The sequence below is a fragment of the Oceanirhabdus seepicola genome (assembly GCF_023684385.1).
Classification (GTDB): Bacteria; Bacillota; Clostridia; order Clostridiales; family Clostridiaceae; genus Oceanirhabdus; species Oceanirhabdus seepicola.
Genome location: NZ_JAGSOJ010000001.1, coordinates 224,403 through 248,204 on the forward strand (window position 1 = coordinate 224,403; position 23,802 = coordinate 248,204).

Here is a 23,802-nt window from a genome sequence, read left to right on the forward strand (position 1 = left end):
TTGAATTCATTCAACTTTACATAAACATGTGATACATTGATATAAACACAATTACATGTGATAATTTATTAAGGAAATTTTTCAATTTGCTTAATAACAAAAAAACAGTGAGTCAATTAAATAACTCACTGTTAGAAATACTATTTACTTATTTTGTCCTAAGTTCTTAATAGACTATCTACATCTCTTTTGCCTCTAATATTTTTAGGAACTTTTTCTCTGAAAGTATTTCATTTGTCTCAAACTTTCCATTTATAAATAAGCTATACGTTGTAAATGGTGATGGTGCATTTTGTGCTTCTTTTAATGTAGTAATTTTTTTTAATGTAAAATTCACACTTCTTTGATTTGCTACCTCTTTAATTATATTAGCATATTTTTCAGTGTGTGGACATTGGTTGCTGTAATATAAAACTACCCCCTTTTCATTAATCATACCTTTCCTTGCACAATCTTTAAACTGAGGTTTTTTCACTGTTTTCTTAAATGGCAAATATAACAACTCAAAATAAGGTTCCGCACTATCACAAACTTCAAACCCTTTGTATTTCAAATATTTCGGATCTGATAAGAATGGCATTTTTTTCTTGGATGATAAAACAACCAATCCATCTTTACCTTTGTTTTTAGCATCCTCTATACATTCATCTAAAAGTACATTTGCATAGCCTTGTCCTTTGAATTTACCTGATACCCAAAAGCAATCTATGTACATATACTTATCTGCTATAATGGGGGCAAAAGCCTTATCAGCAGGCATATACTCAATAAAAACTTTTCCTCTTTCATCAAGTTTTTCAAACACAAGACCATCTTTAAATCGCTCTTTAAGCCATGCTTTTTTGCTACCCACACAATTTTCTCCTTTTTTATCAGAAATAGCACAACAAATATGTTCTTTTTCAATATTATCTGTGTTCACTGTTACAATCGCCATTTTTACCACTCCTATTAAAATAATCTTAATTCAATGATATAAATATATCTATAGTTTGATTATTCATATCTTCTGAATCGTTGTTATATACTTCAAAATCACAATCATATTTTCTATCTAAGTCCATCTCCCATATTTTACACCAAGCTTCTCCTACTGCTTTTACCATATCACCTTTAACTGTAAACTTTGCATACTTTCCATTACTAATAATTTTTGTATCAAGGTCATCATTATTATTCCTTTCAGCCACCTCACAACAGCACATAAATGTGTAGGGTGCTGTTACGTCCCCTTCATACTCTGTATATAATCCTATTACTTTTCCATTAACTTTATTTTTAATACTCTCGTAAATACCTTCACCAATAAATTTTTGCCACATTACTCCAATATCATTCATTGACTGTCCATTTTTATTTGTTGTCCTAATTGATTTTCCAACAACAACTTTCTTATCTAATGTTACTACTTCATATTTCATATTATTCACCTCATTATTTTATTTAGTTTATCTTCTATGAACTAAGTCATATTCAAATACCTAAATAAAATATATCAAAGTTAATATGACATCATAGTGTCTTATTTTAGAATTCATTTATATTTTTTAAGTTATAACGCAATTTTCCAATAATATAAGATATTTATCTATGTATATAAATATTTAATCCCATTTCGGGCAAAAAAAACATTCCCCTTCACATGAAGAGAAATGTATTTTTGCGTATTTTTTCAACTGATTAACCGTTAATGATTTCTAATAACTATTCATGTTTTCATATTAATATTAATTATGCTAGTTGGTTAGTCATTTTTAATGGCCTCAAGTGCACTTAATTTCATTGCTTTCTTCGCTGGAAGATAACCTGATATTATACCAATTAGGGCTGTAAAAGTAACAGCTCCTGCTGCTAACCAAATAGGAATTATAGACATTAAAGCTTTTCCATCACTACTGAACATTCCGCCAAGAAGTGGTGCTACAAGTTTGTTAAGAAAATAAGATATTAAATAACTTAGTACAATACCTATTACTCCTCCTAAAACACCTATTCCAGCTGCCTCTAATAGAAATAACCTTTTTATATCCTTAATTTGTGCTCCAATAACCTTCATTATTCCTATTTCTCTTCTTCTTTCATAAATCGCCATTACCATAGTGTTTGTTATACCTATTGCTGCTACCAAAAGAGAGATAGATCCTATTCCTGCAATTATCATTTGTATAGTCTTTGTTATATCTTGCATACTTTTTACGTAGTCAAGCATTCCATAGACATCATAACCTGCTTCTTTTATACTTTCTTGAACCGCTTGTACGTTTTCGTATTCATTTACCTTTACTAAGATTTTATCAAAACTTTCTTCTTCTTTTTTTAATTTAGGATTCTTTCTTTTTAAATCCTCTTTAATTTTCCTTACAGATTCAATATCCATATATATATTGTTAGCAGTTTCCCAATTACCTTCTTTCAGAATACCAACCCCCTTGACTTTACGGGGCTGGACTTTGGGACCTTCTTGTCCATTATCTTCATATTCTAGATTGAGCCTATCCTTTATTACATCAACTTTAGCCTCTCTCTGTTCTGGATTGTCCCAACGATACATATTACTTCTCATACTATTTTCTTTATAAAATTGATAAATAACTTCTGAACCAAAAACCAAAGCATTCTTATCTTGTGGATTTACAAGTCTGCCTTTTTCAACTTCTAGGCCAAATTTATCTCCTACAGTCATATCTATCCCTTGTATTCTAGCATAACCAAGCTTGTATCTTTTAGAAGTAATAGTGAATCCATCTAATCGTAGAAAAGGTGTAACTGCTTCAACGTTAGCAAGTTTTTTTAATTCTTGAACATGTTCATCTTTAAGTTTATTGTCGTTATTTCTTGAAGTTTGAATTCTACCTTTATTAGAGCTTGAGTTATTAGTTCCAACTACAGTTAAAAGAGTTATATCTCCCATTTCATTTATTTGGTTCGTCATAGTAGTTTGCATTGCAATTCCCATGGAAATCATCACTACTATAGAGACTGTTCCTATTACAATACCCAATGCAGTTAAGAATGTTCTTAGCTTTCTTCTAAATAAGTTCTTGAATCCCATTAAGATTAGATCAATTAAGCTCATCCAACTCTAATGCCTCCATTTCTTTCCTTTTTTTATTCTTTTTTCTTTTTCTCAAGATAATTATAACTATAATAACTACTACAATTGCAGCACCTATTTTTATATACATACTATTTTTATTCTTTTTCCCAAGAATTTCTTCTGAGGCCATATTAGTACCAGAATTTTCTCCTTGTTCATCAAAAGCTGGTGCTTCATAATTCTCAACATTAACTTTGAATTCTCGTCTAGTTGATACTAATTCTCCTGTTGGTTCTTCATAGCTAAATATAATTGCACCCTTTTGCTCTCCTTCATTTTGAGGAGTGATATCCACATCAAACCACTTAGTGTCTCCTATTGATATATTCCCAATATACTGTTTTTTACTTTCAGTTTGGAAATCCCCTTCTATTTCTACTATAAAGTTTGACAATGCAACTTTACCTGTATTATTTATTTGTAAACTAATAGGAATAGAATCACCTAGCATAACACTTTGAGGAACATTTAAGTCAGAAGCCATGAAACTGGACTTTTGTCTTACAGTAATACCAAGTTCATCATTTACAGTTGTTGTAGTTATCTTTTTATCTTCTTCATATTCATACTCTATAGATACAGATAGCTTATATGTTTTTGATTTAGCATCTGGTATAGTAATCATTTTAGTTGTTATTCTTTTAGTATCTCTTGGACTAATTGAATCAATATAAAAAGTTGTACTTCCATCTACTGGTGCAAAGACATCTTGACTTTCTTGTCCCTCTTTTTCAATAGCCTTTATCATTATCTTTATGTTTTCAACATTTTTATCCTTATGAGTATTTAGAAAATCTATATCCATAGTAAACTGTCCACCGGCTTTTACTATATCTATATTAGATTCTTCATCGGAATTTTCTTTATTAGGTTTTATTGTATATTTATCAATGATGATTATTGGTTTACTTCCGCCAACTAATTCTTTCTCTTCTCCTTCTATTGCAATTGGATAAATAGATTCCGAAACAGTTTGTCCATCTTTTTCTAATTTAATAGTTAAATTAGAATTCCCAGAAACTTCTTTGTTAGTTTTGAAAGTAAACTCGATTATCTTTTCGCTATCTTTATTAATACTTTCAATCATTACCCTTGGAGCTGTTAAAGGAAATATTTTTTCATCAAATATTGCACTTACATAAATATTCTCAATATCTTTGTCTGTAGCGTTTAAAACTTGAGCTTTAATTGTGAACTCTTCATCCTCTACAATCATAAGTTTAGAACTCTCAATATTACCTAAAGCTAGCTTACCATCATTTACTTCAGGTTCTTTCATATTAATTACTATATCTTTTGTTTCTGTATTTTCATTTCCATATTGATCTTTATACTTAAAATTAACCGTAAGTTTGTAAGGTCCTTCTTTCATAGACTTACTAGTTATTATTGGGAAATTTATTGTCTTTGCTCCTTCAGAGGGCATTAGAAGCAGTAGTTCTTCTTCATTGAATCCATCTTTTACCCTAAACCCTTGTAAATCATTTTCTATAAATACAACTAAATCATAGCAAAAGAAGCTTCCACCATTCTTCATTTTAAAACTAAGGTCAAAAGAATCTCCAGCAATAATATCTTCACTACTTATTTTTATATCTGAAATATCAATTTTTGCAGGAGTTTTTCCTTCTCCTACCTCTATATTTATAATTTCTTTTTGAGTGGTTGTAGCACCATTAACTTCATATGTATATATAACCTCTACTGGAATAACCCCTCGTTTTGTAGTTGGCTTAACAAAATACTTTGACTCATAATTTATAACACCCTTTGATCTTACACTTGTGAAGTTTTTTAATGTTGATATCTGACTTGATTCAAATCCTTCAGGCATCTTAACATCTACTGATATATTTTTACCACTTAACTTTCCAATGTTCTTAATTTCAAGTTTCAGAGTTCCTTCCATTCCCGCCACAAATACTGGAATAGAAGTGTTCTGAACCAAAAATCTAATTTTACTATTTTGTGGAGTAGGATTTGAGGGTTCATCACTTGAAGGCACTGCTCTGCTAATATATCCTGTATAGTCATTTGTACTACCATTACTCCTTAAGACTTTTACTGTTATGTTTTTATCTTTACCTCCATTATAAACCAAAGGTAACATATACTTACTATCAACTTTTAAGTCCTGTGCTGAACATGGATTAGTAGCATACATAGTATCAAAAGATGTACTAACAACTTCAACTATATCATTATCGTTGACACCTAATAGCAATAAGTAAAAAGAATCTCCTGAATAAATCAGTTCACTATTCATATAATATTGTTGTGCTTGATCATCTTTATACAATTTATTAAAATCAGCATTAGCAAATACATTAGTGTTAACACCAAATAAAATAATAAAAATTCCTAAAAAAAGACTAAACCTAATTTTCATTTTCATTTCTAATAATCTCCTTATCATTGTATTCTATGCTCTCTATATTACCATCTCGCATACGTATAATCTTATCAGCATAAACTGATGTTTCAGGATCATGGGTTACTATAATCAATGTTTGATTATGTTCTCTAGCTATACCAACCATTAAATCCATAATTTCCATAGTTGTTTTTGTATCTAAGTTCCCTGTTGGCTCATCTGCAAAAACAATTTCAGGAGTATTTACAAAAGCTCTAGCAATAGATACCCTTTGTTGCTGTCCACCACTCATTTGATTAGGTCTATGGGATAACCTATCTTTAAGCCCTACTAAATCTAATATCTTTTTAGCCTTTCCTTCCCTTATTTTTTTTGATTCACCTCCAAATACAAGAGGTATCGCTACATTTTCCAAAGCAGTTAAATTATTTAATAAATTATATGATTGAAAGACAAAGCCTACATGTTTTTGTCTAAACTTTGTTACTTGACTTTCGTTCATTTTATGAACTGGCTTGTTTTTTATTATAATCTTTCCTTTAGATGGTTTTTCAAGACCAGCAATCATATTAAGCAATGTTGATTTACCTGATCCAGATGTGCCTAGTATACAACATATTTCTCCCTTATTAATAGATAAATCTATATTATTTAATGCTACTACTTTTTCTTTACCCATAACATATACTTTTTTTAAACCTTCAATTTCTATGATACTTTTCATAATTTCCTCCTTTCCCTTAAGCACTTGGAATAAAATATGGCGTCAAAACCCAAATAGTTTGATTGTAGGAGGTTTAATAACATGTCCCATTCACAGCTATTAACCGCTTACTTTTGTAATCTTTTTAAATTAAATAGCATTCCTTAGAGAGATTACCCCAAGGTAATAATAACGTTCATTAGCAATATATATGGTAATTTAAATTTGCTATCAATTGTGATAAATTATAACATTATTTTTATAATTTATCAATCACTCCAAAGAATTTATATCCATATTTGTATTAGTTAAACATTTTTTTCTAATTCTAGGTGCAATTAACCTTATCAAAAAAAAGTTCCCTATGATTTAATTTCCATCAAGTATCTCGAAGGGCGTTAAATATTCGACTCCAAAATCATGACCAAATGCTACTAGTGGAATTCTACTCTCTCAGGTAAAAATTATAAAAAAACACCTCCTACAATAAATCTGTAGAGGTGATTTTTTCGTGGTGCCACGCAATTTCCTGCCCAAATATATTAATTATAAAAATTTATCTATACCTATTTTACTCAACTGTTCACTACAATAGAACTTTAAGTGATAGAGTATTTCTTTTTGACTATTTACATTTACAATTCTATTGGAAATAATCATTTTACTTTTATCTTCTAGCTGTAAGAGTTCTTTTTCTTCTCCCTCAGCCATCACAATTTCAAAATCCATATTCATTTTAGTTACAGATACTTTTAGTTCTTCAAACAAATAGTGAGAAATTGCGTTAGTAAAATCATAGTCTTTAAAATACTTTTCTTGGTTATAAGAAAAATGAAATACTTCTAAACCAATAGGTCTTTCTTCCAACATTCTAAGTCTTTTTACAAACAAACACTTTGTGTTTTCCGTTATACCTGTTTGCTTTGAGAGCTCTGCATCAACTATTAATTCTTTTTTTTCTAGTACCTTTGTTGTTATGATTAACCCTCGCATTTTGATGAAGTATGTTAAACTTACAAATGGCTCTATGGAAATTCCTACTTCTTTTTGAGCCACAAAAGTACCAATTCCTTTTTTTATATATAAATATCCTTCATCAATAATTAACTTTATAGCTTCTCGAACAGTTCCTCGTCCTACTCGATATTCCTCCATTAATTTAAATTCTGATGGGATTTTCTCATTTTCTTTCCATATTCCTAATCGAATTTTATTTATAATATCCTCTTTTATCTGAATATAAACTGGTATTGCTGGTTTATAATCCATTATTCCCTCCTATATATATTGAACTAACTATCTTTTATAAGGCACATTCAAACACCTAAATCAATTCAATAACTTAAAAATTTATTCCTTTGTTTAAGATGTTTTTACTATCAAAAATTTGTTTAATTTTCTTCATATTCATCATATCTTCTTCACTAAACATCTTCTTAAATAACTCTTTTTTCATTCTTCCTACTCCATGCTCAGCTGCAATTGTTCCTCCATAGGCAATTACTTTCTCTGCCCATTTACTTACAAGTGCCACCCCTTTATTATACTCTTCCATATTATTGGGAATGATATTAACATGAATATGATTATCTCCAATATGTCCAAACATAAGAGATTCTAACCCTGAATTTTCTAAATCTGATTCGTACATCTTCATTATTTCAGTTAAGTATATATTAGCCACTGCCATATCTGTTCCAATTTTTTTAAGTTTTTTGTCATTATTTCTCTTTTTATCTATTAGTATATTAACACATTCTGGTATTGCATGTCTAAATGTTTTCAATTTATTATATTCAACATCATCAAAAGCAAACCATTCCGACCCCTCTTCTGCTTCAAAAACACATGTTACTTCAACTAATTGCTCCAATATATCATCTAGCTTTTCCTCATTATTTTCATGAAATTCTATATAAATACCAGCCTCAATATCCTCATTAATAATCGGTAATTTTTTCAATTCTGGTTTCAAATTCCTATAATCATTGACTATATCAAATGCATCCTTATTAAAGTATTCTATTGCTACAGGATTATTAATAACCGCCTCTATCTCTTCATACTTTTTCTCTTTTCGTAACCATTTTACGAATTCCAAAGCATTTTCTACTTTATTGAAAAAGAATAACACAGCACTCTTGTTTTTAGGCTTATCTATTAGTCTAAGTTCAATTTCAGTTATTATTCCCAATGAACCTTCTGCTCCTATAAATAAATCAATTAAATCCATATCTTCTTTACAGTAATAGCCTGCAACATTCTTAATTCCTTGCATGTTCTTCGTAATTACAGGTAACTCTTGTTTTTCACAATTAATTAGTTCGTAAACATCTTCCAATTTTTGAATCCCTCTTCGTAAATATAGTTCACCATTAGTGGTTATCACTTTTATTGCTTCAATATAATTTCGAGTAGATCCATAATAATATGAACACGCACCTGAGGCATTACAAGCCACCATTCCTCCAATACTAGCTAATGTTTCTGTTGGGTCTGGAGGGAACATCTTTTGTGATGCCTTCTTGAATTGTTGTAATACTTCTTGCGATTCTTTTGACCAACCATTCCCATCAAAATTTTTAGTTATAATATCATGATTTAAGTCCTTGAGCAAGACTCCTGGCTCTGCTTTTATATAAAAGCTATTTTTTTTCTCATCATAAGTCATACCAATAACTTTGTTCATTTCAGATAGATTAAGAATATGTCCCCCTTGTGGGACAGCACCACCACTAATTCCTGTTAAATTACCTTGAATAGTAATCGACATATTCTTAACTTGGCATATTTTAAGTACTTCCTTGATGTCATCTTCACATCTAGGAAAAGAAATTGATTGTGCTATTCCTTGGATTTTTGATTCATCACTTAAATAATCATCATATTTATCTGACATGTTAAAAACATCTATTTCCCCCATAAATACTCCTTTATCATTCTACTAATTATTAAGCTCTACTCTTCAATATTTCCTCTATCAAAGATAATATCGGATTATAATCCTCTATAATACCAATATCTGCGTATTCAAATACTCGAGCGTCCTCATCCTTATTAATCGCAATAATTTTCTTAGATGTCTGAATACCATTAATAAAAGGCGTTGCCCCTGATGCTCCAATAACTATGCAAAGTTCAGGAGATACTATTTTTCCTGTTTGACCAATCATTTTATCAATGGGAAGCCATCCATTATCTATTACTTTCTTAGTTCCCCCTATTACACCACCTAACTCACTGGCTATTACTTCTGCCTTCTTAATTCCTTGTTTTCCGCCTACACCTCTACCACATACAACAAGAATCTTTGCGTCTTCTAATTCATTTGCTGTAGTTTGTACAAGTTTTTTGTGCATAATCCAATCTGTTTCAATTAACTCTTGAACACTTTCATTGATTACAGATATATCAGTTTTCTTCTCAATTTTTATAGAATATTGATGAGGTCTTAATGCAATAATAAGAGGATATTCTGCTATAAACTCTCCATAAACATTACTTCCATAAATAGGCTTAGTGATACATATTTCATCTGATTTTTTATAATACATTATATCTGTGCAATCTACCATAGCCTTTGAATTTACTCTATACGCAAGTCTTGGCGCAAGCTCAATTCCTCTTATTCCTCCTGTAAAAATCATAATCTCAGGTTTGTACTTTTCGTAATATGTAACTAATGTTGCTAGACACTCTTCTGTAATATAGTCCTTTGTGGGACTTTTTTTATACAATATAACAGAATCACTACCACAATTTTCATAATCTATACTTGAAAACTCTTCTTCTTCACCTATTAAAATAAGCTCAATTGGAATATTCATTTGTTGCTTTAAGCACATTGCTTTAGTTAAAGCTTCTAGAGTTATTTTAGTTAATTTTCCTTTTACTATTTCTCCAAAAACACCTATTGCCATTATGAATTCTCCTTCCGGCATATTCAAATAAATAACTAGTCAGTATGCTAGTCTATTTTGCGAACTACTTCATCCTTGGAACCCACTGATAGAACTACTATCAATGGAACCCAACTCTTCGTATTTCGCAAAATATCCGTCGCATCTTTGACTTGTTATTTATTTTCATATGCCTTTATTTCTTGCTCATATTTAGTGAGTTCATCACAGAATTGCCTTGCTTTTTGTTCTGATGTTTGACCTTCGATTATTTTGCACTCTTTATCTTGCTCATTTGTATAAATTCTCTTCAGCTTAAATCCATTTGATTTAAAAAGATCATCTTCCTGAATGTCTAAATCACTTAAGTTCCATACAAATATATCTTTCTTTTTCGCTGATATAACATCCTTAATCGTTGCCATTCTAAGAAATTTATCTGGTGATTGTGTAACTGTTAGCACTACAGGTAATTTTACTTCTAATGTCTCTAATCCATTTTCAACTTGATGAGTAACTAGAATTTTATCATCCTTCCCTACAATATCAGTAACTAAACTTATACAAGGCCAACCTAGCATTTCTGCTAGGATTAACCCTGTTTGTCCATTATCTCCAATGCTGGCTTGCCTTCCGCACATTACCATCTGAACATCTTCAATTTTTTCAATTCCTTTTTTAATCATTGTAGCTGTTTCTATTGGATGAAAATTTAATTCTTTATCATACTCTATTCTAATTGCATTATCTGTTTTTACCGCTAATGCTTTTCTAAGGATTTTATCCCTGTTATTATCACCAATGGTTAATGCAATGGTTTCAATATTATTATCATAATCTGATAATCTCAGCATCATCTCTAATGCATTCTCGTCATAGGTATTTATTATTGTGTTAGCATAATCTATATTTACAGATTTACTATCTTCATCAACTACCCAATCCTTTGATAGAATAATATCTAAATCTCGTACTTGTTTAATACAGGTTACAATTTTCAAAATGCCACCTCTTATTCAATAAATTATTTCTCACTTAATGGTAATAATACTCCTTTATTCATAATACCATTAGGATCAAAAGCATCTTTGATTTTTTCTAACATTTGATATGAAGAACCTAATTCTTCTTTCATCCACTTAGCTCTATATCTACCAACTCCATGGTGATGACATATTGAACCATTATATTTTAATGTTGTTTCCATAATAATTCCGAATAATTGATCATATGTTTTTTGTGCTTCCTCTATTGATGGCTTACACATAGCCCCCATCATAAAGTAAATATTAGTTCCTTGTTGGTAGCTATGTGATGAATGGCCTGTAACAGCTACAAGATGTGGTACTTCTTTGGATACTCTTTCAATAACTTCTTTATATATCTTACCAATATCTGACCACATTGCAGATATTTCACATGTGTCAGCAACAGCTCCTTGTTTTGCGTACATATCAAGATGATCACATATATCATTTCTATGCACTAACCATACCTCTAAAGGCTTGCTTCCTAACGCCCTTGCGCCATATTTTTTAGCTATTTTATCTACTGCATTTCCTTCTAGAGTTGGATAACCTTCTGGTCCCTCTGATAAGAACAACATAATGGACTCTCCTTTTTCAATAAAAGGCCCATAGCTCTCAGCTGCTTCTGTAGCATCATGCAATCTTGTAACAGCCGGCTTCCATCCTGTTTGAACAATTTCTTTAATTATATCTAATCCTTTTTGGAAAGAATCTATTGCATATGCCTGCATCCATCTTTCCTCTGGTTTAGGAAATATCTTTACAGTAACTTCTGTTATAACTCCCATTGTCCCTTCTGAACCTAACCATATATGTCTAAGGTCTGGACCAGTTGATTTTCTTGGAATATTCTTAATATTAACAATCTCACCATTTGGTAACACTGCTTCTATACCAACTAGTAAATCTTCTATACCACCATACATAGTAGAAAATTGTCCTATACTTCTAGTAGCCACAAGTCCGCCCATCTGCGCCAATGGTAATGACTGTGGGAAATGGCCAGTAGTGTATCCTTTTTTATTTAATGTATTTTCTAATACTTCTAATGGTACACCAGCCTGAACTGTTACAGTTAAATTTTCTTCATTTATATTTAGAATTTCATTCATATCACTTAAATCTAAAACAACACTTTCCCTTGGTGTTTCAAGTCCTAAACATACACCAGATCCACCTGTTCTTGGAACACTAACAATATTTTCTTCATTTAAAACCTTAAGAACTTCTGATGCTTCTTCCTTAGTATGAATCTTCAAAATACAAGTTGCTAGATTTTCAGATTTCCATCCAAAATGCTTTTGAACCATTCTAAGTCCTGTTATATCTGTTGCGTATTCTTGCAATAAATCTTCCTGTGTTAATACTTGCTCTTTACTTAATATTCTCTCAAAATTCTCTATTACATTTTCTCTTTTCATATTATTAGCTCTCCATTTCATAGTTTATTTTTTTATACTTCTTGAAGCAATAATATCTACTCCTGTACCACAAATATTCTCAATAATAGTTTGTCCTCTTTTTATAGGTGCTTCTACTGATATTTTATAAATTTCTTGTACTATTTCAAAAATCCTATCCTTTGGTATTTCATCACTACTAATAATTGGTAATCGTTTTAAATTACTTCCCACTACTTTTACTGTAGTAGTTAACATCCTCTTAGGATTAATAAATTCATTTTCGCCAAAAACTTTACCTCTTTTACACGAATTCCCTTCTACTATTATGTTTTCTTCCTTTTGGTATACCCTTAAAGTGCAACTCACAGGACAAACAATACAAGTAAATTTTTTTTCCATTTTCTTACCCCACCTTTACGCTAACAATTAATTCATTATTACTTGACTTTATTTTCTCACTATTTATTTCTTCTACTATCATTTCAGGTGGCAATACAACAACATGATTTTTACTTAAACAAATCTCTCCATCAATTTTTCCAACTACTTTAGCCTTTTTCTGTTGCTCTTTTACTCTAAAATATATTGGAAGCGTTTCTTCTAAATTTTCTTTTCTTATAATCTGAGGAACAACAAAATTCACATTATCTCCTGGTATAATTGATTGATATTTTTCTTTAAGATTAAGCGTGCCATTCAAATATTTTGCTGCACCCCGACCTGCAATTTCACCAGTAATAGATACATAGTCTACCAAATCAAAAACTGTTACCACATTACCAGCTGCAAAAACTCCTTCCTCAGATGTCATAAAACTCTCATCTACGATTGGCCCTTTTGTTCTGGGGTCAATCTCAACTTCTAATTGCCTTGATAATTCATTTTCTGGAATTAATCCAACAGCTAATACAAGCAAATCACATTCAATATATCTTTCAGTTCCTTTTATTGGATTTCTATTTTCATCAACCTTAGCTACTGTTACACCTTCCAATTTTTTAGCACCATGTATTCTTATTACAGTTGTTGCTAAATGCATAGGTATATCATAATCATTTAGACATTGACATATGTTTCTGGTTAAACCGCCAGGTGTTTTCATTAGTTCATAAACACCTTCTACTTTAATGCCTTCTAAAGTCATTCTTCGAGCCATTATAAGCCCAATATCTCCCGAACCCAGTATAACTGCTTTTTTACCTGGGAGATAACCTTCTATATTTATATAACGTTGAACCGTTCCTGCTGTTAGTACACCACAAGGTCTTGTTCCCCATAAAAACACTTGTGAACGTGTTCTTTCTCTACAACCCATTGCAAGAATAATTGCTCCACATTGAATCTTCATCAATCCCTCGCGTTCATTCATGGCATAGATTACTTTATCTTTAGTTATTTCTAATACAATTGTTCCCAGTTTAACATCAATGTTCTCTTCTTCAACGTCTACTATAAAGTTATCAGCATATTCACAGCCTGATAATCTTTTTCCAAACCTATGTAATCCAAATCCATCATGTATGCATTGATTTAAAATTCCACCTAGTTCTACATCTCTCTCTATAATCATTACTTTTTCTATATGGTGTTTTTTTGCTTCTAAAGCTGCTGCCAAACCTGCAGGGCCGCCTCCAACAACTACTACATCCATTTCTATGTTTTTCACTCTAATCCCCCCTCTCTATTATCCCCTGCTGTTCTTATTAAGCACATATGAATTAGAACCTTTTAAAGTTATCTCTGTTGGCTCCTTACCTAATTCTCTAGCGATTATATCCAATACTCTTGGTCCACAAAAACCACCTTGACATCTTCCCATTCCTGCTCTTGTTCTACGCTTAACAGCATCAATAGTTGTAGCTGGTACTCCCGAATGAATTGCATCGATTATTTCACCTTCGGTAATTAATTCACATCTACAAATAATATTTCCATACTTGGGATTTTTCTTAATTAATTCGTCTTGCTCTTCATGAGATAGATTTCTAAATTGTACTTTAGGTTTTCTAATAGGATTATAGGATTCATTTCTTTCAATAGTTCCCATATCTTTTTTAATTATCCCCTCAACCATTTGAGCTATTGCAGGGGCTGATGCAAGTCCCGGTGATTGAATCCCCGCAACATTGATAAATCCTTTTACTTTCTTTGACATGCCTATAATAAAATCTTCTTTATAGTCAGCTGCTCTTAGCCCTGCAAAGAAAGTAATTATTTCTGTTCTTTTCACTTCTTCGGTAATGCTTCTTCCTAGCTTTACAATATAATCCATATCTGAAGCTTCTACTGATTTATCTTCTTTGTATGGAATTTCGGTTGCAGTTGGACCCCAAAGCAAATTTCCTTCTGGAGTCATACATGCACCTCCACCTTTTGAGTTATTTTTTTGTCCACTGTTATCACTTCTAGTTCCAGCAGGAGTACTCAAAAAACCTTTTCTGCTCTTATCAATTATTGCTATTGCACCTCGTCTTGGATGTATTGTAAAGAACCTGTCCCCAGCCATTTCTGCAATATTATCAGCATATACACCCGCACAATTTATTACATATTTACTGTTAATAATACATTGGTTTGTAATTACTCCAGTTGTTTTTCCCTCTTCTGTTATCACGTCTAAAACTTCTGTATCAAGCATAAATGAAGTACCATTTTGAACTGCATTTTCCGCTAATGCTATACATACTTCATAAGGTTCAACTAACCCCATAGTAGTCATCCAAAAGCCTCCTACAGGCTTACCTTTAATATTAGGCTCTAAATTATGCACCTCTTCTCCACTTAACCACTTTAATCCTGGAACTTTCATAATCTGTCTTAAAGGTTTTATTAGATGACCTATACCAGTTTTCTTTAAAAACTTGAGACCAAGCATTTTTTTCCATTCTTTTTCATCATATACTACGAATAATGATCCTGGTCTTTTCAACTCAAAATTAAGTTCTTCAGATAATTGAGTATATAACTTATTTCCTTTTAAATTAAGCTTAGCTTTTAATGTTCCTGGTTTAGCTAAAGCTCCTGGATGGATATTCCCATTATTAGCCTTTGAAGCTTCTTCTGCAATATCACTATTTTTTTCAACTACAATTGTTTTTAGATTATATTTGGATAACTCTCTTGCTATAGCGCAACCAGAGATTCCCGCGCCGATTATAACAATATCACACTCTTTGTGATTTCCTTCTTTTATTATTTTCTTGATTTTTTCTCTATTATCTTTCTTGGGAATAGTAATCCCTTTTGCTTTTATATCGTTAACAACATTTCTAACACCTTTCACTTTTGCTACAATATGCCCGATATTAACAACATGTTGCCACTCATCAACTTCACCAGTAAGAGTAATAATTTTGTCAGATGAGACTTCTACATCTATATCATAGCAAGCCAACTCTTCTTCTTTTTTTATGGCTTTTATAATCTTATCTTTCATAATCTCTCCCCATTCATTTTGTAATCTTCATTTCTTCCATCTTCCTGTATACAGGTTGCAATCTTTTATATGTTAACTTATATATGTTTTCATATAGTTCTTCATATAATTCTGCTACTTCTTTAACGGGTTCATATGTTTTAGTTATATGAACCATACCATCTACTGCTTCCTCTACATTCTTGTATACTCCTAAATGAACATAGCTTAGAAGAGCGGCTCCTAGTCCTGAAGTTTCGTGTGATTGCACCACATAAACAGTTCTATCAAAAATATTAGCAAGCATTTGACATAGGATTTCACTTTGTGCTCCTCCACCTGACAATGCTATTTTCTCAACTCTTTTATGGGTTTTATTTTCGATACTTTTAATTCCTTCTTTAATAGAATATCCCAGACCTTCAACTAAAGCTCTATAAAAATGAATTCTAGTATGTACGTCATTTAATCCTATTAAAGTACCTGTAGCTCCTGGATGTCGTACATCACTTAACCAATATGGTTGTAAAAGTAACCCATCGGACCCTGGCGAAACTTTATTTAATTTTTCATTTAATATTTTTTCTATAGATATGTTTTTTTCTTGTGATTCTTTTTTTTCAAGCTCAGCGAATTCATTAACAAACCAACTAACTAGCCAAAATCCTCTATGTATCCCTAGTTCTGGGGTATATTTACCTTTGACTGCTGCAGGAAAAACCGTACCATATTTATAAAGTTGAAAATATTCATCTGTTGTAGTCTGTACTGTCACCATTGATGCCAAAGATACACTTACTGATTTTGTATTAAGACACCCTACTCCTAATGTTTCACAAGCTTTGTCTGACCCTGTTGCTATTACCGGAATACCTACAGGTAAATTTAATAACTCCGCCGCTTCTTCTGTTAAATTCCCTATCAAATCACCTGGGTCTACTAATTCAAATAATTTATCTGATTCAACATGAAAAATTTTACCTTCAATATCCTTTTTATTAGCCCAATCTAGCCTCTTTGTACAAAAAGGCATATACCCTGGGGCAGAAGTTACACTATCTTTAAACTGTCCAGTTAATTTAAAATTAATATACGTGGATAAAAATATATACTTATGTAATTTTTCAGCAACTTCCTTTTCATTTCTTTTAACCCAATGATAAGGACAACCCCTGTTGTAATTATCTACAATCTCCCAGACTTTTAGAACTTTATATATTTTTTTCATAACTGTATTTATCTTGTAATTATTTTTCATTTTCCGTGTATCCATCCAGCTAACTGCATTCCTAAGTGGTTTACCTTCCTTATCAACAAAAACGCTTGTACTTCTTTGTGATGCTAATGTGATTGCCACAACCTTTTCCATTATCTCTGGATATTCTTCCCAAAATAGATTAACTGCCCTACAAGCACTATCCCAAAAAACATCTGGATGCATTTCAACGAAACCTTCCAGAGTCGTATAATACTTGGGATATTTTACTTTTTTAACTCCCAATAACGCCCCCTTCGAATCGTATATAATACTTCGCATGCTTTGTGTCCCGCAATCAAGTACTAAAACATATCCATCTTTCACCAAATTTTTCCCCCTTTTTGATGCTTGTCATCCCCTCTTCTTATTCCGACGTCCATACGTCTATACTATCCCTCTTTTTACTTTTTGTCAAGTTATTGTAAGAATAGTTTTAATATTCCAGTTTATGATAAAATATGTATTAACCATTTTCTTTAAACTGAAACTAAGTCGAGCACAAGTCCGGATTTCAACGGGTATTGACCGAAAAAAAGATGACTTCCGTTCACAATACAGAAATCATCTTTTAGCTTCTTAAATACTTTTTTTATTTTATTATTGACATGGGTACACTCTAATTTAGTCCCAACTTATTTCGGCATATATTTATTATTTCTTTTTCAGATAAGTCCTTATCCCCATGTATACCTAAAACATATATCAAATTATCCTTTTGAATGATAATTTCATTCTTACTCTCATATAGATAATACCCCCTGTCCACTCCCCATTTCTGAATGGACACCTCTTTAATGTCATTTTCATAGGATATTGCTCTTTCTTCACTTCCCCATTCTCTAGCCTCTTTTGCTCTCTCTTCTTTTCTTTCGAACTCCTTCTTCATATATCCCTCAAAAACAAAATCAGCAACATCTTTGTTTTTACATTGGATATATTCGGTATCTACTGAAATTATCCCATCTTTTCTGGAATTTTTATCAGCTATTTCGTAATATGAAAAACTTATTGGAACAAAAATACTTGATTTTTTATAAAGTCTAGTTCTCTTTATTGAATCTATTTCAGTGAAATCTGAAAGCTTCAAAACTCTCATATGCTCAGGTGGAGTTTCATTTTTTTTGTCCATAAAATCTGAGCTTATCATCATCCTTATTCCGCCTATTAATACCAACATTGTCAAAACAAATGACAATATAATACCTCCTATGAAAAATAATATATTATGCGTCCTTGAACGCTTTTTAGTTTTAAATCTTTTTACACAATAACTTCCTATAAGAATTCCAATTACCATAGGTGCAAAGGCTATTAATATGAAAGAAATATGGGGTATATCTGTAAATACCATAAAAACAAGCATTATGAAGTATATTCCTATTAAACTCCACATTAATATATCTCTTCCCAATTTTCCTTTATTGGTTGAAAAATACAATTCTTTCCCTTTAGAAATGTTACTTTTATTTTTTATTAACCAAAAAACAGGATAAAAATGTGTACTTATAATAATAATGAAAAGAAAAAATGGAGATATGATATTAAATAAATCACCATTACTTAATATATCTTCATAATCAAATTTCAATATATGAAAAAAACCTAAACATATTATTGGAAGCAATGCTATCATGCTGATAAGTTCAGTTTTCATATATGTTTTTTTAATTATGGTGAACTCCTCAGAACTGTCAGTGTGAATAGGAATAGCTTCTTGATTTTTTTCTTTACAGAAAACCTGATATAACTGATTAGATGCACAAAATGTCCATCCACTCTCCTCACATAATTCTCTATATTCATTATCTTTCTCATGATCCGGGTAATCAAATGGAGTAGTATTATAAAAGAGCGAAACATTAAAATCAAGTTCCTTTGGTTCTATTTCTTCAAATACCATAATGCTTTTCTTATATTCTTTCAACATCCAACCTTTTGCAGCCATTTTCTCAAAGTATTCTTCAAGAATTTTGTACTCTGTTATTGAAGTAAATTTGATTCTCTTTTTTGTTTTATTCTTCATATTTTCCCTCCTTTAACAATACATTCCCATCTTTTACCAACTGTTTTAATCTTCTGTGTTCCTCTTCTAATATTTCCAACCCTTTGTCAGTTAATATATATATCTTTTTCCCCTCTTCTGAAGAAACTTTTTTAACAATTTCTTCTTTCTCGAATCTTGATAAAAGGGAATATAGTGTGCCTGCTCCCACTTTTACTCTACCTTCTGTTATTTTATCAACGTTTTTCATGATACCATAACCATGAATAGGTTGCATTAAACTAAGCATTACATAGTACATTGGTTCAGTTAAATTCTGCAGTTGTTTTCTTGCCATCTTTCTCCTCCATATATCGAGTATAGATATATAATATATCTATACTCGATATATGTCAATGCTTACCATGTTAAACATAAAAGAATACCTATCTTAAAGAATTGATTTGTACTTCCTATTTCTCAACACACCACTTACTTTGTACATTATGACTCATAAGTTCGTCATGAGCATTTAAATAGTATTAAAGACTGACATAAGGGTGTCAGTCTTTGTTTGATATAATAAACTTGTTTAATTGACAATAGAAAAAACAGATTGAATATAAAGCAAAACAAGCTTACAAATAGTTTAAGAATATTAAATAACAGACTTTGGTGATAATCCACTCCTTATAGGTTTGCACTGTTAATACAGTTTTTCCCTGAAGCCTTTGCTCTATATAATGAAGAATCAACATCATTTATACACTGTGTTAAGTCCTTCACAACATTTTCATATACACCTATGCTAATAGATATTTCCTTGTTACCTTGGTATTTATCATTCAACTTTTCTATCTTTTCCATTATATTTCCTGCAACAATCAAAGCATCTTTTTCAATAGTTTTTGGCAATATAATAATGAACTCGTCCCCTCCAAATCTTCCTGCATATCCCTTATCCTCTGTAGTTTCTTCTAATATACTTGCCACATCCATTATGACTGTATCGCCAAACATATGGCCAAAAGTATCATTTATACCTTTAAAATCATCAATATCTATCATTATCACGGAGAATTTTTCATTATTTTCACTATAATTAGCTAAATGCTTTAACAATAATTCTTTAATATACTTATTGTTGTACAAAGAAGTAAGCCCATCTCTGTGAATTTTTTCGAGCTTTCTATGTTTTTCCAAATAATCATTCACTATAAATATTGATTGTGCAACAATATAAGCAATAAAACCATACTGAACAGAATAAGGATTGTGTAACACTGAATTATTAACCAGTATATCATTCAAACCTGTTACAAAAATGATACTAAATAAAAAAAGATTTCTTTGAGCATTTATTTTTTTTCTGTAAATTTCTTTACCCATAAACATACACAAATATAGAGCAAAAAAACCAACTATCACCTGTGCATATATTCCAACTCCGTCATATACCACATTGTCAGTAGCAACACATAAAAGTGTGAAACCTACACCAAAAACTATTGCCATATTTTTTATTTTAATTCTGTTCTCAAACATATCATCCAAAAACAATATATAAAAAGTTACACAACCATAAAATGTAATTGCCGCTATCTTACTTAAAATTTCATAATGCATGTTGGGATAAATCTGTACAAGTATTCTACTGTTAAATACTACGCATCTCAGAATCATCATAAAACAAATAATAGCAAAATATAAGTTTCTTTTTTGCTTTGGTTCTGTGAAATAAAAACCAAAAGTTAAAATTCCCATGATGAACGCAATTCCTATGATAAAACCATCCATACATACATTTTTGTAAAGAAGCTCCATTATTTGCTGTTTTGTTCCAAAAGTACAAGCACTAAGACTAGGTTCTAAATCTCTAAAGGTACTTGTATGGATTACAATATCTGCTTCCTTATTAATAGAAGAAAAAAATATGTATTGAGGTCTATATATTGCCTTTTCATTTTTAATATCTTTTCCAACCTTACCATGTCCATCTAAATAAATTCCATTTACCCATATATCGGATGATGAAAACAAGCTATCAAAACAAATACCATAGATTTGTTCCTTAGGAACAACTATTTTCAAATGAAGTGTCATATATCCCTGTGTTTTTCCATCTACTTGTTCTCGCAATCTTCCTGGAATATTATAATAATTATTAGTAGTCATCTTTTTTATATTCTCAGGCATGAGTAATTCACCATAGTATAAATTCCACTCTCCTTGAAGCTTAACATCTACATTTTCATTAAAATCACAGTCTGAAAGGTTTAAAACCCCCTTATTAGCCTTAATATCAATATCAATCTTTTTATTAAAATCAGAAATTAATATTATAAAAATTAATGCAAATAGTATCACCCAATATCTCTTTATTTTTTTCATTTTCCCCACCATTCCTACCGTTCTTTCATTAAAATAAACAACTATTACATTCATCTAAAATCTCTCTTTTATACCCAAAACTTTGTTACTATTCATAATAAATTTACTTATTAATCCATTTCCATAATATAACTAACTCAAAATACATTATAATTATACATAATAATTAGGTATTTCGCCATAATTTTTACAAATCAACTTTAGTAAAAACCCCCAGTTCACCATGATCAACTGGGGGGAGGATTCACTGTATCAAAGCAACTACCACAAATAATTTTGCTGTAATCTAGCTCTTTTTTCTTGATTAATGCCATACTCTTTTTCTAAATATTCATCAATAGATCCATATCTTTCTTTAATTGTATTTAAAGCACATTCCATGTATTCTTTTTTTACCTCCATAAAGGCTTTGAAAATTTCTTTGCTGTCTTCATCCTTTAACAAATTTCCAATGGAATTAATTAATACTTCATTCGAATTTGAACGATATACATTCGTTAATAAATAATCTTCTATAATCGTTTCTTCTGACACCCCTAATGCTAGTAATATTAATGCTGAACCTATACCTGTCCTATCTTTACCAGCTGTACAATGCTGAATTATTGGCATTTTATCTGGATATTCAATATATTCCATTAGCTTTTTCAATGCTTCGTTCTCAAATACCATCTCTATATAACCCTTTTTTAGAAACTCCTCTGGTTTTCCTAAATCTTTTAAGCTTTTACTTTCCTTCATTAAGGAAATCAGATCAAAATTCACATCACTATTATCTAAAGATTTCATTCCAGAAATATTTAGATTTTCAATGCCTTCAATTAATGGATCCGGTTTAGCATTAACTTCCCCTTTTGAACGATAATCCAAAATTGTTTTTATGCCTAAGCTTTTTAAATATTCCATATCTTCTTCTGTTAAACCAGCTAATTCATCAGAACGATAAAAAGTATTCCATTTAACTCTTCTACCATCCTTTGTTTTATATCCTCCTATATCACGAAAGTTACTAGTACCCTTAAAAGGAATTAATGCTTCTGCAACTATCTCTGAAACATATCCCTCTGCTTTTAAAATAAAATAATTTTTTCTTCTATCATCTGGATCATCAAAAGTAACTACAGCTTCGCCTTCTACAGTTGTAATGTACTCTTCAGTTCCATTTATCTCAGGTGTTTTATTCCAATAAATATTAACCTGGTTAAGTTCTTCTTCTGACTTCCAACTAATATTTACTTTGTTATCACAAAGTCTTGTAATCTTTACATTCTTAAAATAAGTATTGTCCATAATAATCTCCTTAACAAGTGACAGAAACTATAAATCCATATTCAATTCACATGATTAAGTGAACAGAGAAATTTATAAAACAATCACCTCATAATTTTTTTCTATAATATAAGTTATCATAAAACAGCTTCATTTAGTAACATTATCCAATATTTTTATTTTATCAACAATAGCATTTTTTTTCAATAAACGATAATGTTTATTTCCATAATCCAGGAATAGATACCCATAAGTGCTACTTTTGTTTTTCTTCTTATTCTATCCATATTAATGGAACTAAAATAAGATAACTTCCATACAGAAATCATCTTATTTACTATGATAGTCTTTTTTTAATATCCTTAACAAAGGGATATTTGAGTTATTAACTCACCTTATATTTTTTTTTAGATATTTTATCTGCAATAGTTGATGAAGTATATGAATCTGGTTTCATGCAACATTTAAAGCCTAATCCAATCACCCATCCTTTAATTTCTTTTATTAAACAATTAGTTTCTCCATTATAACCCATATCTATATGCACTTCAAAAGAAGAATTAATATGATTCTTTTTGATAAATTCCTTAACTTTTAATGCTAAATCTAAACTGTACTGTGTTTCTGTAAACAATTTTTGCCTAAGGTCGTAGATTTTCTTAACATTCGTAATATCATAAAAGAATATTCCACCTTTAGTTTTGCGAATAACTGAAATTACTGAAACCATTCTTGTAACCCCATTAACACTCTGAGAATCTGTTCCAACAGAAATAACATAATCTGAGTGCATATCCTTTTCAATGTATATCCTTATCTTATTACAAACTTGATTAAAATCTATTTCTCCGTAAGTTATACTTTTCACCAACTACACCTCCTGTCTATTTCTGTACTTATATTTTTAAAAACGGTTTACTTTAAATTTTTGTTATACTACTATAATATGCAGTTTCTATGTAATAATTTCATATCTAAATTACG

19 protein-coding genes are annotated in these 23,802 nt (G+C 30.7%); all 19 read right to left on the reverse strand.

From position 1 onward, the window contains the following. Positions 1–178: 178 nt before the first annotated feature. The 19 genes from KDK92_RS01095 to KDK92_RS01185 all read right to left on the reverse strand — a co-directional run bounded on the left by KDK92_RS01095 (position 179) and on the right by KDK92_RS01185 (position 23,686). Positions 179–937, reverse strand: coding sequence for an N-acetyltransferase (locus KDK92_RS01095; protein ID WP_250857191.1), 759 nt, complete (start codon positions 935–937; stop codon positions 179–181). A 25-nt stretch (positions 938–962) separates the two neighbouring features. Then, positions 963–1,421, reverse strand: coding sequence for a GyrI-like domain-containing protein (locus tag KDK92_RS01100; protein ID WP_250857192.1), 459 nt, complete (start codon positions 1,419–1,421; stop codon positions 963–965). A gap of 323 nt (positions 1,422–1,744) precedes the next feature. Then, on the reverse strand, positions 1,745–3,076 hold the full coding sequence (locus KDK92_RS01105) for an ABC transporter permease (protein WP_250857193.1): 1,332 nt from the start codon (positions 3,074–3,076) through the stop codon (positions 1,745–1,747). Then, positions 3,063–5,492: a COG1361 S-layer family protein gene (locus KDK92_RS01110; RefSeq protein ID WP_250857194.1), complete on the reverse strand. Its 2,430-nt coding sequence runs from the start codon at positions 5,490–5,492 to the stop codon at positions 3,063–3,065. Before KDK92_RS01110 ends, KDK92_RS01105 begins: the two co-directional genes overlap by 14 nt. Then, the gene (locus KDK92_RS01115; RefSeq protein ID WP_250857195.1) at positions 5,476–6,195 is read right to left on the reverse strand and encodes an ABC transporter ATP-binding protein; all 720 of its coding nucleotides are present in this window, start codon (positions 6,193–6,195) and stop codon (positions 5,476–5,478) included. The genes KDK92_RS01110 and KDK92_RS01115 overlap by 17 nt, the downstream gene beginning before the upstream one ends. Before the next feature lie 525 nt (positions 6,196–6,720). Continuing rightward, positions 6,721–7,443: a GntR family transcriptional regulator gene (locus tag KDK92_RS01120; protein ID WP_250857196.1), complete on the reverse strand. Its 723-nt coding sequence runs from the start codon at positions 7,441–7,443 to the stop codon at positions 6,721–6,723. A 73-nt stretch (positions 7,444–7,516) separates the two neighbouring features. Beyond that, positions 7,517–9,097 (reverse strand): FAD-binding oxidoreductase, encoded by a 1,581-nt coding sequence (locus KDK92_RS01125; RefSeq protein WP_250857197.1) that lies wholly within the window; start codon positions 9,095–9,097, stop codon positions 7,517–7,519. Positions 9,098–9,125: 28 nt separating this feature from the next. After that, on the reverse strand, positions 9,126–10,094 hold the full coding sequence (locus KDK92_RS01130) for an electron transfer flavoprotein subunit alpha/FixB family protein (RefSeq protein WP_250857198.1): 969 nt from the start codon (positions 10,092–10,094) through the stop codon (positions 9,126–9,128). A 155-nt stretch (positions 10,095–10,249) separates the two neighbouring features. After that, on the reverse strand, positions 10,250–11,074 hold the full coding sequence (locus KDK92_RS01135) for an electron transfer flavoprotein subunit beta/FixA family protein (protein ID WP_250857199.1): 825 nt from the start codon (positions 11,072–11,074) through the stop codon (positions 10,250–10,252). Between the two features lie 23 nt (positions 11,075–11,097). Then, entirely contained in the window at positions 11,098–12,522 is a 1,425-nt protein-coding gene (locus tag KDK92_RS01140; RefSeq protein ID WP_250857200.1) for an FAD-binding oxidoreductase, read from the reverse strand. 24 nt (positions 12,523–12,546) lie between these two features. Further along, positions 12,547–12,903 (reverse strand): DUF1667 domain-containing protein, encoded by a 357-nt coding sequence (locus tag KDK92_RS01145; RefSeq protein WP_250857201.1) that lies wholly within the window; start codon positions 12,901–12,903, stop codon positions 12,547–12,549. A gap of 4 nt (positions 12,904–12,907) precedes the next feature. Further along, a complete protein-coding gene (locus KDK92_RS01150) occupies positions 12,908–14,161 on the reverse strand; it encodes an NAD(P)/FAD-dependent oxidoreductase (RefSeq protein ID WP_420852322.1) in 1,254 nt (417 codons plus the stop codon). Positions 14,162–14,188: 27 nt separating this feature from the next. Continuing rightward, entirely contained in the window at positions 14,189–15,940 is a 1,752-nt protein-coding gene (locus tag KDK92_RS01155) for an FAD-dependent oxidoreductase (RefSeq protein WP_250857203.1), read from the reverse strand. 13 nt (positions 15,941–15,953) lie between these two features. After that, positions 15,954–17,501 (reverse strand): FGGY-family carbohydrate kinase, encoded by a 1,548-nt coding sequence (locus KDK92_RS01160; protein WP_250857204.1) that lies wholly within the window; start codon positions 17,499–17,501, stop codon positions 15,954–15,956. 292 nt (positions 17,502–17,793) lie between these two features. After that, positions 17,794–19,200: a DUF2812 domain-containing protein gene (locus KDK92_RS01165; RefSeq protein ID WP_250857205.1), complete on the reverse strand. Its 1,407-nt coding sequence runs from the start codon at positions 19,198–19,200 to the stop codon at positions 17,794–17,796. Then, a complete protein-coding gene (locus KDK92_RS01170; protein WP_250857206.1) occupies positions 19,190–19,516 on the reverse strand; it encodes a PadR family transcriptional regulator in 327 nt (108 codons plus the stop codon). The genes KDK92_RS01165 and KDK92_RS01170 overlap by 11 nt, the downstream gene beginning before the upstream one ends. Positions 19,517–19,848: 332 nt before the next feature. Further along, positions 19,849–21,549, reverse strand: coding sequence for a diguanylate cyclase (locus KDK92_RS01175; RefSeq protein WP_250857207.1), 1,701 nt, complete (start codon positions 21,547–21,549; stop codon positions 19,849–19,851). A 261-nt stretch (positions 21,550–21,810) separates the two neighbouring features. After that, complete coding sequence (locus KDK92_RS01180) at positions 21,811–22,839, reverse strand: tyrosine-protein phosphatase (RefSeq protein ID WP_250857208.1); 1,029 nt, start codon at positions 22,837–22,839, stop codon at positions 21,811–21,813. Between the two features lie 364 nt (positions 22,840–23,203). Continuing rightward, positions 23,204–23,686, reverse strand: a complete 483-nt coding sequence (locus KDK92_RS01185) for a ribonuclease H-like YkuK family protein (RefSeq protein WP_250857209.1) — start codon at positions 23,684–23,686, stop codon at positions 23,204–23,206. Positions 23,687–23,802: the final 116 nt, after the last annotated feature.

Excerpts from the sequence above, each read along its gene's own strand:
- KDK92_RS01120 (WP_250857196.1), bottom strand. The coding sequence starts at position 7,443 with ATGGATTATAAACCAGCAATACCAGTTTATATTCAGATAAAAGAGGAT.
- KDK92_RS01175 (WP_250857207.1), bottom strand. The coding sequence starts at position 21,549 with ATGAAAAAAATAAAGAGATATTGGGTGATACTATTTGCATTAATTTTT.
- KDK92_RS01145 (WP_250857201.1), bottom strand. The coding sequence starts at position 12,903 with ATGGAAAAAAAATTTACTTGTATTGTTTGTCCTGTGAGTTGCACTTTA.
- KDK92_RS01170 (WP_250857206.1), bottom strand. The coding sequence starts at position 19,516 with ATGGCAAGAAAACAACTGCAGAATTTAACTGAACCAATGTACTATGTA.
- KDK92_RS01130 (WP_250857198.1), bottom strand. The coding sequence starts at position 10,094 with ATGGCAATAGGTGTTTTTGGAGAAATAGTAAAAGGAAAATTAACTAAA.
- KDK92_RS01165 (WP_250857205.1), bottom strand. The coding sequence starts at position 19,200 with ATGAAGAATAAAACAAAAAAGAGAATCAAATTTACTTCAATAACAGAG.
- KDK92_RS01140 (WP_250857200.1), bottom strand. The coding sequence starts at position 12,522 with ATGAAAAGAGAAAATGTAATAGAGAATTTTGAGAGAATATTAAGTAAA.
- KDK92_RS01180 (WP_250857208.1), bottom strand. The coding sequence starts at position 22,839 with ATGGACAATACTTATTTTAAGAATGTAAAGATTACAAGACTTTGTGAT.
- KDK92_RS01105 (WP_250857193.1), bottom strand. The coding sequence starts at position 3,076 with ATGAGCTTAATTGATCTAATCTTAATGGGATTCAAGAACTTATTTAGA.
- KDK92_RS01125 (WP_250857197.1), bottom strand. The coding sequence starts at position 9,097 with ATGGGGGAAATAGATGTTTTTAACATGTCAGATAAATATGATGATTAT.
- KDK92_RS01100 (WP_250857192.1), bottom strand. The coding sequence starts at position 1,421 with ATGAAATATGAAGTAGTAACATTAGATAAGAAAGTTGTTGTTGGAAAA.
- KDK92_RS01115 (WP_250857195.1), bottom strand. The coding sequence starts at position 6,195 with ATGAAAAGTATCATAGAAATTGAAGGTTTAAAAAAAGTATATGTTATG.
- KDK92_RS01110 (WP_250857194.1), bottom strand. The coding sequence starts at position 5,492 with ATGAAAATGAAAATTAGGTTTAGTCTTTTTTTAGGAATTTTTATTATT.
- KDK92_RS01155 (WP_250857203.1), bottom strand. The coding sequence starts at position 15,940 with ATGAAAGATAAGATTATAAAAGCCATAAAAAAAGAAGAAGAGTTGGCT.
- KDK92_RS01095 (WP_250857191.1), bottom strand. The coding sequence starts at position 937 with ATGGCGATTGTAACAGTGAACACAGATAATATTGAAAAAGAACATATT.